The 13,378-nt window shown below is 71.6% G+C and carries 10 protein-coding genes; 7 read left to right on the top strand and 3 right to left on the bottom strand.

The features are described from left to right. The first annotated feature begins 126 nt into the window (after nt 1–126). Genes ACOZHM_RS01645 through ACOZHM_RS01615 form a run of 7 tightly spaced genes read left to right on the top strand, consistent with a single transcriptional unit; the run spans nt 127 to nt 9,744 of the window. Entirely contained in the window at nt 127–1,323 is a 1,197-nt protein-coding gene (locus tag ACOZHM_RS01645) for an MFS transporter (RefSeq protein WP_421567207.1), read from the top strand. Continuing rightward, nucleotides 1,320–2,510 (top strand): isochorismate synthase, encoded by a 1,191-nt coding sequence (locus ACOZHM_RS01640; protein ID WP_421567206.1) that lies wholly within the window; start codon nt 1,320–1,322, stop codon nt 2,508–2,510. The genes ACOZHM_RS01645 and ACOZHM_RS01640 overlap by 4 nt, the downstream gene beginning before the upstream one ends. Continuing rightward, entirely contained in the window at nt 2,510–4,162 is a 1,653-nt protein-coding gene (locus tag ACOZHM_RS01635; RefSeq protein WP_421567205.1) for a (2,3-dihydroxybenzoyl)adenylate synthase, read from the top strand. Before ACOZHM_RS01640 ends, ACOZHM_RS01635 begins: the two co-directional genes overlap by 1 nt. Continuing rightward, nucleotides 4,162–4,797: an isochorismatase family protein gene (locus tag ACOZHM_RS01630; protein WP_421567204.1), complete on the top strand. Its 636-nt coding sequence runs from the start codon at nt 4,162–4,164 to the stop codon at nt 4,795–4,797. The genes ACOZHM_RS01635 and ACOZHM_RS01630 overlap by 1 nt, the downstream gene beginning before the upstream one ends. Then, entirely contained in the window at nt 4,794–5,063 is a 270-nt protein-coding gene (locus ACOZHM_RS01625; protein ID WP_421567203.1) for a phosphopantetheine-binding protein, read from the top strand. Before ACOZHM_RS01630 ends, ACOZHM_RS01625 begins: the two co-directional genes overlap by 4 nt. Continuing rightward, nucleotides 5,060–8,986, top strand: coding sequence for an amino acid adenylation domain-containing protein (locus tag ACOZHM_RS01620; protein ID WP_421567202.1), 3,927 nt, complete (start codon nt 5,060–5,062; stop codon nt 8,984–8,986). Before ACOZHM_RS01625 ends, ACOZHM_RS01620 begins: the two co-directional genes overlap by 4 nt. Beyond that, nucleotides 8,983–9,744, top strand: a complete 762-nt coding sequence (locus ACOZHM_RS01615) for a 2,3-dihydro-2,3-dihydroxybenzoate dehydrogenase (RefSeq protein WP_421567201.1) — start codon at nt 8,983–8,985, stop codon at nt 9,742–9,744. The genes ACOZHM_RS01620 and ACOZHM_RS01615 overlap by 4 nt, the downstream gene beginning before the upstream one ends. Here the strand turns inward: ACOZHM_RS01615 and ACOZHM_RS01610 are convergent. The 3 genes from ACOZHM_RS01610 to ACOZHM_RS01600 are packed head-to-tail and all read right to left on the bottom strand — an operon-like array spanning nt 9,741 to nt 13,370. Beyond that, complete coding sequence (locus ACOZHM_RS01610; RefSeq protein WP_421567200.1) at nt 9,741–10,328, bottom strand: DUF2894 domain-containing protein; 588 nt, start codon at nt 10,326–10,328, stop codon at nt 9,741–9,743. The genes ACOZHM_RS01615 and ACOZHM_RS01610 overlap by 4 nt on opposite strands. After that, the gene (locus ACOZHM_RS01605) at nt 10,318–10,971 is read right to left on the bottom strand and encodes an OmpA family protein (RefSeq protein WP_421567199.1); all 654 of its coding nucleotides are present in this window, start codon (nt 10,969–10,971) and stop codon (nt 10,318–10,320) included. The genes ACOZHM_RS01610 and ACOZHM_RS01605 overlap by 11 nt, the downstream gene beginning before the upstream one ends. After that, the gene (locus tag ACOZHM_RS01600; protein WP_421567198.1) at nt 10,968–13,370 is read right to left on the bottom strand and encodes a DUF802 domain-containing protein; all 2,403 of its coding nucleotides are present in this window, start codon (nt 13,368–13,370) and stop codon (nt 10,968–10,970) included. Before ACOZHM_RS01600 ends, ACOZHM_RS01605 begins: the two co-directional genes overlap by 4 nt. Nucleotides 13,371–13,378: the final 8 nt, after the last annotated feature.

Below are 13,378 nucleotides of genomic sequence, written 5' to 3'. Positions count from 1 at the left end.
AAATCCAAATGCGAGCTGTTATCATTTGGCCCGATAGCCACGCCGGTCCTGCATCGACGAAGCCGAATCAAACGAACGCCCGCGCCTGCGCGGTGCACGCTCCTTTCTGATCGGTCGTGGTGGTTCATGCGCTCTATTTCTGCGGTATCCGGCTTGCCGGCGCTGGTCTTCGCCGCCCTGGTCGGCACCATGGCCATGATGGCCTTTGTGGCGGTCATCGGCCCGGTGGTGCGGCTGCTGGGTTTGTCTGAATGGCACGCCGGATTGTCGGTCACCGCGGCCGGCGTACTGTGGATGCTGTCGGCGCGGCGCTGGGGCGCGCTGAGCGACCGCATCGGGCGGCGCCGCGTGCTGCTGACCGCGCTGGCGGCCTACGCGCTGATTTACATCGCGCTGGCGGTGTATGTGGACACCGCGCTGCAGTCGCCTCCGGCGGTGTGGCTGTCGGTGCTCGCGCTGGTGGGACTGCGTGCCCTGGTCGGACTGTTCTATGCGGCGGTGCCGCCCACGGCAGCGGCACTGGTGGCCGATGAAGCCCCGCCCGGGCGACGCGCCGGCGCCATGGCCAAGCTGGGTACCGCCAACGCGGTGGGCATGGTGGTCGGCCCGGCGGCGGCCGGCTGGATCGCCTTCCAGAATCTTTCGCTGACGCTGTACGTCGCCGCGCTGTTGCCGGTGCTGGCATTGCTGGTGATCGCGTGGCGGCTGCCTGCGACGGCACCTGCTGCGACGACGGCGACCGGCCCGCGGCCACGCCTGTCCTGGCGCGATCGGCGTCTGCGGCTGCCGGTACTCGCGGTGTTCGCGGCGATGACCTCGGTAACGGTTGCGCAGGTGACCGTGGGCTTCTTCGCGATCGACCGGTTGCGGCTGCCGCCGGCCGAGGGCGCGCGCATGGCGGGCCTGGCGTTGACTGCGGTGGGGGTCGGGCTGATCGTCGCGCAGGTAGCGGTGATGAAGCTCACCAGCGTACCGCCGCGACGCTGGATTGCGCTGGGTGCGCTGGTCTCCGCCGTGGGCTTCGCCACTGTGGCGCTGGTGCAGTTGCCGTGGCAGCTGCTGGCCAGCTACGCCGTGGCAGCGTTCGGCATGGGCTTCGTGTTCCCTTCGTTCCAGGCGCTGGCCGCCGATTCGGTTGACGCACACGAACAGGGCGCCGCCGCCGGTGCGGTGGCCTCGGTGCAGGGGCTGGGCATGGTCATCGGCCCGATGCTGGGCACGCTGCTGTACCGGGTGACGCCGAGTGCGCCGTATCTGGTGGTGGGGGGAGTGCTGGGGGTGCTGGCCGTGGTGGCCGGCCTGCACGGACGGGGCGTGCGATGAACGACACGCTGCGCCAGGCGAGCTCCGCTGATGATGCCGCCTTCGACGTGAACGAGCCCGTCGCCGCGCCGCAGTTCCTGTTGCGCATGCCCGGCCACACGCTGGACGCGCGCGGCTGCCGTGCACGCCTGCCGCGGGGTGGCACCGGCACGCTGGCTGCCCGTGTACACGCCTTCTTCGCGTCACCACAGCAGGGCCCGGCGCTGCTGGTGGGCATGTTGCCGTTCGATCCGGCCGCGGACGACGCGCTGCACCAGCCGCAGTGGCTGGCCACCGCCGCAGCCGGTTCCGTGGCACCGCCGCTGTTCCGTGGCGAGGTGCGTGCCGAGCCGAGCGCGGCGGTCTATGCCGATGCGGTTGAACAGGCATTGCAGGCCCTGCGCGGTGAGCCGGCCGCGCTGGCCAAGGTCGTGCTGGCGCGGACCCTGCGCGTGCAGGTGACCGCGGCGCTGGACCCGCGCGACCTGGCGGCACGGCTCGGCCGCGATCCCAGCGTGACCACCTACCTGATGCCGCTGCCGGTGGCGGGCAGCGAAGCACCCGCATGGCTGGTGGGCGCAAGCCCGGAGCTGCTGGTGTCGCGCCGTGGCCGGCAGGTGCTCTCGCATCCCTTGGCCGGCTCCGCGCGGCGCTGTGCCGATTCGGCCGACGATGCACGGGCCGCACAGGCGCTGCTGGCCTCGGGCAAGGATCACGACGAGCACCGCCATGTGGTGGAGGCCATCGTCGATGCCCTGGCGCCGTGGTGCTCGCAGATCGACGCGCCGTCACAGCCCGCCCTGCACGCCACGCACAGCATGTGGCACCTCGGCACGCGGATCGAGGCGACGCTGCGCGACCCCGCCACGCCGGTCGCAACGCTGCTGGCGGCGCTGCATCCCACCCCGGCCGTATGCGGCACGCCGCGCGATGCTGCGCTGGACATGATCCGGTCGCTGGAGCCGGTTCCGCGTGGCTTCTATGCCGGCGCGGTGGGCTGGATGGATGCGCACGGCGACGGTGACTGGTACGTGGCGATCCGCTGCGCGCGTGTGCAGGGAAGCGAGGCACGCATCTTCGCCGGGGCCGGCATCGTGGCCGGCTCGGAGCCGGCGCTGGAGGTGGCCGAAACGGCCGCCAAGTTCGCGGCGCTGTTGACCGCGCTCGGCGCCGATGCCGCGCCCGTCATCGAAACCCGGAGATCCTGATGCACGCTTCAACCGCACAGCCACGCATGCCGCTGCGCCAGACCTGGCCCCCTGCGCTGGTGGCGCGCTATCGCGCCGCCGGGTACTGGCGTGGCGAGACCTTCCCCGGCTTCCTTCGCGAGCGCGCGGTGCAGTACGCCGACGACATCGCGGTGGTCGGCGGCGCGGTGCGGCTGAGCTATGCGCAGCTGTGGGCGGAGGCCGGCCGCATCGGTGCCGGCCTGCTGGCGCAGGGCCTGGTGCCTGGCGACCGGGTGGTGGTGCAGCTGGGCAACACCGCCGACTTCGTCAGCGTGGTCTGCGGCCTGTTCCGCGCCGGCCTGGTGCCGGTGTATGCCTTGCCTGCGCACCGCTATACCGAAGTGGCGCACGTGCTGCGTACGGCCGAGGCCAGCGCCTACATCGCGAGTGACGCGTACGAGGGGTTCGACTACCGCACGCTGGCGCGCCAGCTGCAGGCCGACATCCCCGCGCTGCGCCATGTGCTGGTGGTCGGCGAGGCGGACGAATTCGTGGCGCTGTCCGCCCTCGCGGGCGACGAAGACCGGCTGCCGCCGGATCCCGACCCGCAATCGGTGGCATTCCTGCAGTTGTCCGGCGGCAGCACCGGCCTGCCCAAGCTGATCCCGCGCACCCACGACGACTACCTGTATTCCTTCCGCGCCAGCAACGAGATCTGTGCGATCACCCGCGACAGCGTGTATCTGGTCGCGCTGCCGGCCGCGCACAACTTTCCGATGAGCTCGCCCGGTTTCTTCGGCGCGCTGTACGCCGGCGCGCGGGTGGTGCTCAGCGCCGGTGCCGGGCCGGATGTGGCGTTCCCGCTGATCGCCCGCGAACGCGTCACCTGCGTGGGCCTGGTGCCGCCGCTGGCGTTGCTGTGGGCGCAGGCGGCGGCGACCACCGCGCACGACCTGTCCAGCCTGGACGTGGTCCAGGTGGGCGGGGCCAAGCTGGTGCCGGAGGCCGCGCGCCGCCTCATCGACGGGCTGGGTTGCCGCCTCCAGCAGGTGTTCGGCATGGCCGAAGGACTGGTCAACTACACCCGCCTGCACGACCCGCTGGACTGCGTCATCCATACCCAGGGCCGCCCCATTTCGCCGGACGATGAAGTGCTGGTGCTGGACGACCTCGGCAACCCTGTGGCAGCGGGCGAGGTGGGGCATCTACTGACGCGCGGTCCGTACACGATCCGCGGTTACCACAACGATCCCGGCGCCAACGCGCGCGCGTTCACCGAGGATGGCTTCTACCGCACCGGCGACCGGGTGCAGCAGCTGCCCGGCGGCTACCTGGTGGTGCAGGGGCGTGCCGGGGACCATATCAACCGGGCCGGCGAGAAGATCTCCGCCGAGGAGATCGAGGACCATCTGCTGGCCCACGCCAGCGTATTCGACGCGGCGGTGGTGTCCATCCCGGACCCGTACCTGGGCGAACGCAGCTGCGCGTTCGTGATTGCACGCGGTGAAGCGCCAACGGCGGCCAGCCTGAAGGGCTGGGTGCGCGCACGCGGGCTGGCCGCGTTCAAGGTGCCCGACCAGGTGGTGTTCGTCGCGGCCTTCGGCACCACGGCGGTGGGCAAGATCAGCCGCCGCGAACTGCGCGCCCAGCTGCGCGAGCGTTTCATCGAACAGACAGGAGAACCCCGCTGATGGCACTGCCCAGCATTGCCCCTTACGCACTGCCCACCGCGGACGAACTGCCGGCGCCACGTGGCCCGTGGCAACCGCAGCCGGCGCGCATCGCCTTGCTGGTGCACGACATGCAGCGCTACTTCCTGGCGGCCTACGGCACCGATGCCGCGCCACTGGCGCCGGCGGTGGCCAACATCGCGCGGTTGGTCGCGCACTGCCGCGCGCAGGGCATTCCGGTGTTCTACACCGCACAGCGCGGCAACCAGGACCGGCGCGACCGTGGCCTGCAGGCCGATCTGTGGGGACCGGGGATGCAGGCGAGCGCCGATCACGAAACCATCCTGGAGGCGCTGGCGCCTGCCGCGGGCGATCATGTGCTGGTCAAGCACCGCTACAGCGCATTTCAGCGCTCCACTCTGGAGACGATGATGCGCGCACGTGGCCGCGACCAGCTGCTGGTCACCGGCGTGTACGCGCACATCGGCTGCACCGCCACGGTCGCCGAGGCCTTCCAGCGCGACATCGAGGCCTTCATCGCCGCCGATGCGGTGGCCGACTTCTCGCGTGACGACCACGACCACGCCTTGCGCTGGATCGCGCGGACCTGTGGCGTGCCGATGACCACCGATCAACTGCTGGAGCGCCTGGCATGAACGACACGACGACGACCGCGCCGTTGACCCTGGAGCGCATGCGTGCCGATGTGGCCGGCATGCTGGGTGAAGCACCGGACGCGGTGGGCGACGATGACCACCTGATGGACCTGGGGCTGGATTCGATGCGGGTGCTGGGGCTGGTACTGGCCTGGGGCAACACCGGCATCGCGCTGGAATTCGGCCATCTCGCCGAGCACACCACGCTGGCCGGCTGGTGGGGCGTGGTGCAGCAGCTGCAGGCACGCGGCGCGTCCACCGCATGAGCGCGCGGGTAGCGGTGGCCGAGGTGGAGACCGTCGAACGGCGTGCGTTGAGCGAGGCGCAGACGGGGCTGTGGTATGCGCAGCGGCTGTCGGCCGCGCCGGCCGCCTTCAACACCGCGCACGTGGTCTGGTTCGAGGGCGCGCTGGATATCGCGCGTTTCGTGTTGGCTGCCGACGGCGCTGCGCTTGAAGCAGAGGCATTCTCGCTGCGCTTCGGCGAGGATGCCGATGGCCAGCCAAGGCAGTGGCTGGATCCAACACATTGCCCGTTGCTGCAGGTGGTGGATCTGTCCGCAATGGCGGACCCCGACAGTGCGGCTCGCCACGCGATGCGCCAGGACCGGCTCAGCGCCGTGGACCCGTGCCGCGACCGGGTGGCCCAGCAACGCCTGTTCGTGCTCGGGCCGCGGCGGTTCGCCTGGTACCTGCGTGTGCACCACCTGGCCACCGATGGCTACGGCATGGCGCTGTTCAGCGCCCGGGTATGCGCGCTGTACGCGGGCGACGCGACGCCGGGGGCGTTGCAGCCGCTGCTGCCCACCTTGCAGGAAGATGCGCAGTACCGCAGCGGCGAGCGCCGCGAGGCCGATGCCGCCTACTGGCGCGACTACCTGCAGGGCGCTGCCCCGGGCGAAGCGCTGGGTGGCGGCAATGCGACCGCATCGGCAGATGCGCTGCGGCTGGTGCGCGCGGTGGAACCGGTGTTGATCGAGGGCCTGCAGTCCGCCGCAACCGCCATCGGCCAGCCCTGGCCGGACCTGCTGGTGGCGCTGGCCGCAGCGTACTGCCAGCGGTTCACCGCGCAGGAGGAAGTGGTGCTGGGCGTGCCGTTCATGGGGCGGCTGGGCAGTGCCTCGGCGCGCGTGCCGGCGATGGTGATGAATGTGCTGCCGCTGCGGGTGCGTGGCAGCGACGACGACAGCGTTGAGACCTTCGTGGGTAATGTGGCGCGCGATCTGGTGCGCGGCCGCCGCCACGGCCGCTACCGCGGCGAACAGCTGCGCCGCGACCTGGGCCTGACCGGCCTGCAGCAGCGCCTGCATGGTCCATTGCTCAACGTGCAGCCGTTCTACCGGCCGCTGCCGTGGCAGGAGCTGGCCGCGCAGTTGGAAGTGCTGTGCACCGGCCCGGTGGATGACATCAGCGTTGGGTTCCGCGGCGATGGGATCGTGCGGCTGGAACTGGAGATCGAAGCCAACCCGGCGCTGCATGCGTTGCCCGCATTGCATGCACACGCCACGCGGCTGCTGCAGTTCGTGTCGTCGGCGTTGAAGGTGCATGCGTGCGGCGGCACGATGGGCGACATTCCCCTGGCCACCCCGGCGGAGTCGCGGCGCTGGCTGCACAACGTCAACGCCACCGCGCATGCCGTGCCGGACGTGTCGCTGGTGGCGCTGCTGATGGAACGCATGACCGCCACGCCGCAGGCTACCGCGCTGGTGTTCGAGGGGCAGACGCTGAGTTATGCCGCACTGGAGCAGCGCAGCCGGGCACTGGCGCTGCAGTTGCAGGCGCAGGGAGTAGGCCGGGAATCGATCGTGGTGGTGGCGCTGCCGCGCTCGCTGTCGCTGCTGGTGGCGCTGGTTGCCGTGCTGCGCGCAGGGGGCGCGTATCTGCCGGTGGACCTTGCGCAGCCGGACGCGCGGCTGGCGCGCATCCTCGCCTCGGCGCGACCGGCCTGCGTGCTGGCCGAGGTGGCGGACGCCGCGCGCTTCGCCGGGGTCATGGTGCTGTCGCCTGCGCAGTGGGCGGAGCAGGGCGAGGGCGTGCTGGTGGACGCGGTACAGCCGCAGGACGCGGCGTATGTGATCTACACCTCCGGTTCCACCGGCGAGCCCAAGGGGGTGCTGACCGAGCACCGCGCCATCGTCAACCGGCTGCTGTGGATGCGCAGCCACTACGGCATCGGTGCCGACGAGCGCATCCTGCAGAAGACCCCGGCCACGTTCGATGTGTCGGTCTGGGAGTTCTTCCTGCCGCTGATCAGCGGCGCCACCCTGGTGATCGCCGCCCCGGGCGTGCACCGTGACCCGCAGGCGCTGACCGCGCTGATCATCGCCGAGCGCATCACCACGCTGCACTTCGTGCCGTCCATGCTGGACGCATGGTTGCAGGTGCCGGACGTGCGCGGGCTGGTGCTGCGCCGGGTGTTCACCAGCGGCGAGGCGCTGGATGCGTCGCTGCGCGACCGCTTCCACGCACAGGTGCACGCCGAGCTGCACAACCTGTATGGCCCGACCGAAGCGGCGGTGGATGTGAGTGCCTGGCCGGCGCTGCGCAACGACCGCTCGGTGCCGGTGCCGATCGGGCGCCCGGTCTGGAACACGCGGCTGTACGTGCTCGACGCGCAGCTGCGTGCGCTGCCGGCCGGGGTGCCGGGCGCGCTGTACCTGGGCGGCGTGCAGCTGGCGCGCGGCTATCTGGGCCGCGACGACCTGACCGCCGAGCGCTTCATCGACGACCCGCACGTGCCCCGCGGGCGGCTGTACCGCACCGGCGACGTGGCGCGCTGGCGCGAGGATGGCGCCCTGGACTATATGGGCCGCAGCGACGACCAGGTGAAGCTGCGCGGGCTGCGCATCGAGCTCGGCGACATCGAGGCGGCGCTGCGCAGCCTGCCGGGCGTGGCGCGCGCCGAAGTGCTGCTGCGTGGCGGGCATGCCGGTGTTCCCGCGCACCTGGTGGCCTACGTGGCGGGCGCCGCGCTGGAGCCACAGGCGCTGCGGCGCGGGGTGGCTGAGCAGCTGCCCGAGTACATGGTGCCTGCCGCGGTGGTGGTGATGCAGGCTTGGCCGGTCACGGCCAATGGCAAGCTCGACCGGGCCGCGCTGCCGATACCGGACGCCATGGCGGATGACGGTCGCCCGCCAGCAACGCCGACCGAACAGGCGCTGGCAGCGCTGTTCCAGCAGGTGCTGGGCCTGTCCGCACCCGTTTCGGCTGACGCCGACTTCTTCCGGCTCGGCGGCGACTCGCTCACCGCCGTGCATCTGCTGCTGGCCATCCAGCAGCAGTGGCAGTGCGATCCGGGCCTGGGCGCGGTCTTCGCCACGCCCACCGTGGCCGGGCTGGCCGTGCGCCTGCAAGCGCCGGCGCAGGTGACCGACCACGGCCTGGCGCCATTGATCACGCTGGCCAACGGTGAGCCGGGCAGGGCGCCACTGTTCGTGATCCATCCCGCCGGCGGCATCGCCTGGAATTACCGCGAGCTGGCGCGGGCGCTGCAGCCGGCGCGCGATGTGCATGGCCTGCAGTCACCGGTGCTCGACCCCGCGCAGCCGCTGCCGGACAGCATCGATGCGCTGGCCGCAGATTACGTGGCACGCATCATCGCGCGGCAGCCGAGTGGACCGGTGCACCTGCTCGGTTGGTCGGTGGGCGGCATCATCGCCCAGGCCATCGCCGTGCAGCTGCAGGCGCTGCAGCGCGAGGTCGGTGCGCTGGTGCTGCTGGATGCGTACCCCAGCGAGTGCTGGCGGGCGGAGCCCGAGCCCGATCCGGTGGCGGCGCTGCGTGCGTTGCTGGCGATTGCAGGGCACGACCCCGACGCGCATCCCGAACTGGACAGCCGCGCGCGCATCGTGGCGTTCCTGCGCCGTGGCGACAGCGCGCTGGGCAGCCTGCCCGAGGCGGTGCTGGACGGCGTGGTGCGCGCAGTGACCGGCACGAATCGGCTGATCCGCGCGCATCACCATCGCCACTACGACGGCGAACTGGTGCACGTGCGCGCCGGCGACGACCATGCCGGGCGGCCGCACCTGCAGTCCGCGCTGTGGCAGGCGCATGCGCGCCACGTGGAGGCACTGCCGCTGCCGTTCCTGCATGCGGAACTGACCGGCCGCGATGCGGTGGCGCAGCTGGCGCCCTGGCTGTCGGCGCGGCTGCGGCGCTGGGACGCTCACTCTATGGAGCACACGGCATGAAGCTCAGTGGATTCACTGACACGGTGGCGCTGGTCACCGGCGCGGGCGGCGGCATCGGCACGGCGCTGGTCCGGCAGCTGCTCGACAGTGGCTGCGTGGTGGTCGCCACCGACGTGGTTGCCCCGGCGTTGCCTGCGCATCCGCGCCTGCACACGCGCGCCGTGGACGTGAGCGACGCGGCGGCCGTCGACGCGCTGGTCGCCGCGACCGAGGCCGGCATCGGGCCGATCGGATTCGGCATCAGCGTGGCCGGCGTGCTGCAGGTAGGCGAGGTGGTTGGCATCGACGACGCACAGTGGCGCCGCGTGTTCGCGGTCAACACCGACGGCGTGTTCCATCTCGGCCGTGCCTTGGCCCGGGTGATGACGCCGCGCGGCACGGGCGTAGTCGTGACGGTCAGCTCCAACGCGGCCGGCGTGCCCCGCCACGGCATGGCGGCGTACGCCGCGTCGAAGGCGGCCGCGACCATGTTCACCCGCTGCCTCGGCCTGGAGCTGGCGCCGCACGGAATTCGCTGCAACATCGTAGCGCCGGGCTCGACCCTGACCCCGATGCAGACCGGCATGTGGGCCGACGCCGACGGTGCGCAGCGCGTCATCGACGGCAGCCTGCCGACCTACAAGCCTGGCATTCCGCTGCGCAAACTGGCCACGCCGGACGACATCGCCCAGGCGGTAATGTTCCTGCTCTCCGACCAGGCCGGGCATATCACGATGAGCGATTTGTACGTGGACGGCGGCGCCACGCTGCGCGGCTAGCGCGGCGTGCGTGCGCGGCGCGGCTTGGCCGGTGGGCGGCCGGGTACGGTGTCGCGGCTGGGCAGGGTGCCCCGCTGCTGCATCTGTTCCAGCCAGGCCAGGTTGTCCACGTAGGCCAGGAAGTGCTGCAGGTACGCCGGCGAGACCTCGCCCAGCCAGCCCACGGCACGGTGCACCAGCACGCTGGAATTCAACGGGCCGCCGTCGCTGGGCGTCTGCGCCAGCGTCTGGCGGACCTGGCCGGCCGTGCGCAGCTGCGCCCACAGGCCGCGGAAGGCCATCAGCGCGGGCAGCGCGGGGTAGTCGGGATTGGCATCGACACGTACCTGCCCGAGCGCGGCCAATCCATTGCGGGTGCCCGTCGCGTCCGATATCGCCGCTGCGGGTGCTTCAGTCAGCTGCCGCGCGTAGTCGTCCAGCAGCACGGCAAGACGCGCGTCGAGCACACCCCGCAGCGCACCGCTGGCCGTATGCGCGCGCCGCTGCAGCGCCTCCAGGAAGGCGAAACGTACCGGGTCGTGGCGGTCGCCGTGCTGCGCGCGCCACTGGGCGAGCCGGTCGCCGCTGCTGCGGTTACCGTCCATCACCGGTCACGGTGGGTTTGGGGCGCGGGATGGGGGCCATCTCCACGCGCCGGTTGCGTGCGCGGCCTTCCTCGTCGGCATTGGAACCCACCGGTTGTTCGGCACCGAAGGCGGCGGCGAACACCGAGCCGGCCGGGACGCCTTCGGCGATCAGCGTGCGGGTCACGGTCAACGCGCGCTCGGCCGACAGTTCCCAGTTGTCGGCGAACTGGCGGTTGCTGTCGCGCACCGGGCGGTCGTCGGTGAAGCCGCTGACCATCAGGATTTCCTCGCGCGAGGACAGGTAACCGGCCAGCGGCGCGGCCAGGCTCTTGAGCAGCTCGCGGCCTTCAGGTTGCAGCTGATCCGAGTTGAGCGCGAACAGCACGCTGCCACGGATGCCGATGCGGCCATCCACCAGCGTCACCCGGCCGGCGGCGAGCGGGCCGGCCAGCGCCTGTTCCAGCGTCTGCCGGCGCTTGGCCTCGGCCTGGCGCTGCGCCACTTCCTGGTCCAGCCGGTGCGACAGCTCCAGCTGCAACGCCACCACGCCCACCAGGATCAGCACGAACGCACCCAGCAGCACCGACATCAGGTCGCCGAAGGCGGCCCAGATCGGCGCGCCGGATTCACCTTCGCCGTCGAGTTCGATCTCGTCGCTCATGCGCTGGCGGCTGCGGTCGTGCGCCGGCGGCCGGCCAGCTGCTGCAGTTCTTCGATGATCTGCTGCTGCGAGAGCACGCTCAGGTCCACCACTTCGCGTGCCTGCGCGACGTAGTAGGCCAGCTGTTCGTCACTGCGGGTCATCGACGCGTCCAGCGCGCCGGCCACCTGCTGCAGCTGCTCGCCCAGCCCGGTGCTGGCCGTGCCGAAGCTCTGCATCGCGGTGCCGAAGGCATCGGCCAGACTGGCCACTTCCACCGCGCTGCCGCTGAGCTGTGCGGCCACGCCTTCCAGCTTGCCGGTCTCGGCGGCGATATGGTCGGTGAACTGTGTGCCGACTCGTTCCAGCAGATCGGCCGAGGTGCTGACCAGCGCGTCCACGGCGGTACGCTGCTCGGTGGACGCGTGGTTGACCGCATCCAGCAGCGTTTCCAGGGTCGCCAGCAGGTGGCTGCGCTCTTCCAGCATTGCGGTGTCGCGCACCATGCTGTCGGACAGCTTCTGGCGCAGTTCGGCCACCACTTCGGCGGCCGCCTTGGGCGCCTCCGAGGCCAGGGTAACCAGCCGCGAGATCTCGGCAATGGTGTCGGCGGCATGCGCCTGCGCCTGCGTGCCGATGTCGTTGGCGGTGCGCGACAAGGTGTCGCAAACGGCCTGCTGGCTGGTCGCGACCTGCGCGCCATGGTCCGCCCATTGCTGGCCGAGCTGCGCGGACAACTGGGTGAAGGCATCGCTCCAGGTGGCCAGGCGCTGCGCGTCGCGCGCTTCCAACCGGTCCTGCAGGCCGCTGTGCGAGGCCTGCAGGCCTTCCACCAGTGAGCGCGCGTGGCCGTCGAAGCTGGCGGTGGCGGCCATCAGCGCCTGCTGGTTGCGCTCGGCCAGTTCGGCATTGATCGCCTGCTGCCCGTGCAGGGCGTCGTGCCATGCCTGCGCGCTGCTGCTGGCGCTGCTGTCCATGCGCGCGGCAAGCGTATCGACCAGGGCGTCGGCGCGCTGGCCGTGTGCGGCGCTGAAGCGCTCCAGGGCGCCATCCAGCTGGGCGATGAGCGCGGCGTGGGTCTGCTGCTGCATCGCCTGCGCGTCCTGCCACTGGCCGGCGGTCGCATCGAGGCGCGCGGCAACGGCATCCAGCAGGCCGGTGCTGTGCTCGCCCTGGGCCTGGCTGAAGCCGTCCAGGGTGGCCCGCAGATCGGCGCTGAGTGCGGCGTGGCGCTGCTCCTGCGCGGCCTGCGCGTGCGTCCAGGCGTCCACGCTGGTGTCCAGGCGCGCGGCCAGTGTCTCCAGCAGCTGCACCGCACGCTGGTCGTGCTGGTCGCTGAGGGTGGCCAGGGTCGAACGCAGCTCGCCGGCAAGGGTGTCATGCGCCTGGCGCTGGGCGGCCAGCGCGGCGTTCCAGGTCTCGGCGGTGGCGGCGCGGCTGGCCTCGAAGCCGCTGGACAGGCCGGCGAGCTGCGCGTTCACGGCGATGCCGACGGTGTCCTGCAAGGCGGCCGTCTGGCGCGCGATGCCGGCCATGGTCTCGGCCATGATCGGCTGCAGTGCGTCGCCCACGGCGCGTGCGCTCTGCGCGACGCTGTCCTGCAGGGCCTGCTGCACCGAACCGGCCAGGCGCTCATGGGCGGCCTCGGCACGGGCATGGAAGGTGTCCTGGCTGGCCGACAGGCGTTCGCCCGCCGCGCCGCTCTGCCGCTCGATGGCCGCGCTCATGGCCTCCAGCCGGTCCACCAGGGCCGGCATCAGCCCGGCCTGGGCCTGCAGCAGGCGGAATGCCTCGGCCCGCTGCCAGCCCTGCGAATGCACGTGCAGGGTGGTGGCGATGCGGCTGTCCAGCTGCTGCACCACCTGCAGGCGCTCGCGCCGGCACAGTGCGGAGAGCAGACCGAGCATGGCCGAGGTGGCTACGCCGGCGATGGAGGTGCCGAAGGCCACGGCCAGCCCTTCCACGGGCGCGCCGAGCGAACCGCGGATGGCCTGCAGGTCGGTGGCGCTGCCCAGCGCCAGGCCGGTGCCGCGCAGGGTGGCCATCATGCCCAGCAGGGTGCCGAGCATGCCGAGCAGCACCAGCAGGCCGACCAGGTACGGGGTCAGGACGGGGGCGGGCAGGGCCACGCGCTCGCCGTCCACGCGCAGCCGCACCGCGTTGCGCAGACCGGCGGGGACTCCCTCCAGCCAGTCGGCCAGCCGCTCTGGCGCGGTCGCCGCGTCGGCCACCGCCGCCTGCAGCCCGGCCGTGGCCTGGCGGTAGCGATGCAGTTCCAGTGCGCCGGCGCAGTAGCCCACCGCGATCAGCAGCGCCATGGACAGGCCCACCGGATTGGAGCCCAGGTAGCCGGCGCCGATCCAGCACGCCGCCAGCAGGCCGGCGAGGAAGACAACAACGTAGAGAGGAGTTCTGAACATGACAGCCC

Origin of the sequence: Stenotrophomonas sp. PD6 (assembly GCF_049199305.1) — a bacterium.
In the GTDB taxonomy this organism is placed as follows: Bacteria; Pseudomonadota; Gammaproteobacteria; order Xanthomonadales; family Xanthomonadaceae; genus Stenotrophomonas.
The sequence above is the reverse complement of the archived record's forward strand: the minus strand, read 5'-3'. Positions and strand labels throughout refer to the sequence as shown.

Coding starts and splice junctions, on each gene's coding strand:
- ACOZHM_RS01625 (WP_421567203.1), top strand. CDS start 4,794: ATGAACGACACGACGACGACCGCGCCGTTGACCCTGGAGCGCATGCGT.
- ACOZHM_RS01605 (WP_421567199.1), bottom strand. CDS start 10,971: ATGAGCGACGAGATCGAACTCGACGGCGAAGGTGAATCCGGCGCGCCG.
- ACOZHM_RS01615 (WP_421567201.1), top strand. CDS start 8,983: ATGAAGCTCAGTGGATTCACTGACACGGTGGCGCTGGTCACCGGCGCG.
- ACOZHM_RS01640 (WP_421567206.1), top strand. CDS start 1,320: ATGAACGACACGCTGCGCCAGGCGAGCTCCGCTGATGATGCCGCCTTC.
- ACOZHM_RS01645 (WP_421567207.1), top strand. CDS start 127: ATGCGCTCTATTTCTGCGGTATCCGGCTTGCCGGCGCTGGTCTTCGCC.
- ACOZHM_RS01620 (WP_421567202.1), top strand. CDS start 5,060: ATGAGCGCGCGGGTAGCGGTGGCCGAGGTGGAGACCGTCGAACGGCGT.
- ACOZHM_RS01630 (WP_421567204.1), top strand. CDS start 4,162: ATGGCACTGCCCAGCATTGCCCCTTACGCACTGCCCACCGCGGACGAA.
- ACOZHM_RS01635 (WP_421567205.1), top strand. CDS start 2,510: ATGCACGCTTCAACCGCACAGCCACGCATGCCGCTGCGCCAGACCTGG.
- ACOZHM_RS01600 (WP_421567198.1), bottom strand. CDS start 13,370: ATGTTCAGAACTCCTCTCTACGTTGTTGTCTTCCTCGCCGGCCTGCTG.
- ACOZHM_RS01610 (WP_421567200.1), bottom strand. CDS start 10,328: ATGGACGGTAACCGCAGCAGCGGCGACCGGCTCGCCCAGTGGCGCGCG.